Genomic DNA, 2062 nt, shown 5'->3' on the forward strand with positions numbered 1-2062 from the left:
CACCGTGCGCACCGGATTGAGCGAGGCATAGGGATCCTGGTGGATGTACTGGACGGAGCGGCGGAACTCGGCGCGCTCCCGCTTGTCCATCGCGGCGACGTCGCGTCCCCGGAAGAGCACCGCCCCCTCGGAGGGGGCGGTCAGCCCGGCCGCGACCCTGGCGGTGGTGGTCTTCCCGCAGCCGGACTCGCCGACCAGGCACACCACCGATCCGGGGCGCACGTCCAGGTCGACCCCGGCCACGGCGCTGATCCGGCCGCGCGGGGTGTCGAACTCCCGCCGGACGCCACGCAGGCTCAGCACAGGCTGGTCAGTCACGGGTGGCCCCCTCGGCGAAGAGTGCGGTGTCGGTCGAGCGCAGGCAGGCCGCGGAGTGGCTCATCCCCCGGTCGCGCTCCTGGAGCAGCTCGGGTTCGGGCCGCACCCGGGAGCACCGGTCGAGCGCGTGGGCACAGCGCGGCGCGAACGAGCATCCGGGCGGGAGTGCGGCCAGGCTGGGCGGGCCGCCGGGCAGGGATTCCGGGATGGTGCGGCCGCCGGAGACGGGAGGCACGGAGTTGATCAGCGCCGAGGTGTAGGGGTGGCGCGGACGGTGGAAGATGTCGTGCGTGCTCCCGGTCTCGATCAGCCGCCCGGCGTACATGGTGGCGACGCGGTCGGACAGCTCCGCGGCCAGGCCGAGGTCGTGGGTGATGAAGACCATCGAGAAGCCGAGCCGCTCGCGCAGTTCGGCCAGGCGCTCGACGATGGCGCGCTGGGTGAGCACGTCCAGCGCGGTGGTGGGCTCGTCGAGGATGAGCAGCTGCGGTTCCAGGGCCAGGGCCAGCGCGATGAGGGCGCGCTGGCGCATGCCGCCGGAGAGCTCGTGCGGGTGCGCGCGCAGGACCCGGGCGGGGTCGAGCTGGAGCATCTCCAGCAGTTCGGCGGAGCGTTCCAGGATCCGCGCGCGTGGTCGCCGTCCGCGCCCGTTCTCGTGGGCGCGGAAGGTGTCGGTGAAGTGGTCCTCGATCCGCAGGACGGGGTTGAAGGAGTTCATCGCGCCTTGGAAGACCATCGCCGCCTCGTTCCAGCGGAACCGGCGCAGCTCCTCCTTGCCGAGGGTGCGCACGTCCACGCGGCGGCCGTCCTTGCGGCGGAAGAGGATCCGCCCGGCGGACACCCGCCCGGTGCGCGGAAGCAGGCGGAGCAGCCCCAGGCCGAGGGTGGTCTTGCCGCAGCCCGACTCCCCCACCAGGGCCAGGGACTGCCCGGGGTGGAGGTCGAAGGAGACGTCGCGGACGATGGTGGTCCCGGTCCGCCTGCCGGTGCGGTAGCCGATGTCCACGCCGCTGACGGACAGCAGGGCCCCGGTGTCCTCGCCCGGGTCGGTGCGGTGGTCGTTCACGTGGCTCACCTGTCCCGGAGTCGCGGGTTGAGGGCCTGTTCCAGGGACCGGGTCATGGTGACCAGGCCGATCTGGAAGAGCATGATCATCACCATGGGGGCGATGAGGAAGGGCATGGCGGTGGGTAGCAGGAACGCGTTGTTGTTCCAGGCCTGCTGGATCATCAGGCCCCAGTTGTCGGCGGTGCTGGGCAGCAGACCGAGCAGGTACATCCCGACCACCGCGTAGATCGCGTTGGTGATCGCGATGATGAAGTTGATGAAGATGTAGCCCGCCATGTTGGGCATGACCTCGACGAAGAGGATGCGAGCGGTCCCGAGGTCCTGCAGGCGGGCGGCTTCGACGAACTCGCGTTCGCGCAGGGTGAGCACCTGGGCCCGAATGGAGCGCATGAGATGGGGCCAGGTGACCAGGCCGATGATGAGCGCGACCACCATCGGCGAGGCGGTGCGGTAGAACGAGGCGACGACCAACATCAGCACGATGAACGGGATGGTCATCGTGATGTCGGTGAGCTGGAGCAGGAAATGGTCGGCCCGGCCTCGCACGTACCCCGCGATCCCGCCGAGGACGACGGCGACGGCGACGGTGATGACGGCGGCCAGGACACCCACCCAGATGGGTTCGCGCCCGCCCAGCACGAGCTGGACGAAGGTGTCCTTGCCCTCGTGGTTGGGG

The 2062-nt window shown here is 70.6% G+C and carries 3 protein-coding genes; all 3 read right to left on the reverse strand.

Features of this window, described 5'->3' with window-relative positions:
* Window positions 1-318, reverse strand: a 318-nt coding sequence (locus D471_RS34810) for an ATP-binding cassette domain-containing protein (protein ID WP_152486345.1), incomplete at its 3' end; no start/stop codon positions are given.
* The gene (locus D471_RS0117110) at window positions 311-1393 is read right to left on the reverse strand and encodes an ABC transporter ATP-binding protein (RefSeq protein ID WP_017599755.1); all 1083 of its coding nucleotides are present in this window, start codon (window positions 1391-1393) and stop codon (window positions 311-313) included. The genes D471_RS0117110 and D471_RS34810, both read right to left, overlap by 8 nt.
* Window positions 1390-2062, reverse strand: a 673-nt coding sequence (locus tag D471_RS0117115) for an ABC transporter permease (RefSeq protein WP_017599756.1), incomplete at its 5' end; no start/stop codon positions are given. The genes D471_RS0117115 and D471_RS0117110, both read right to left, overlap by 4 nt.

This window comes from Nocardiopsis lucentensis DSM 44048, from assembly GCF_000341125.1.
GTDB lineage: Bacteria > Actinomycetota > Actinomycetes > Streptosporangiales > Streptosporangiaceae > Nocardiopsis > Nocardiopsis lucentensis.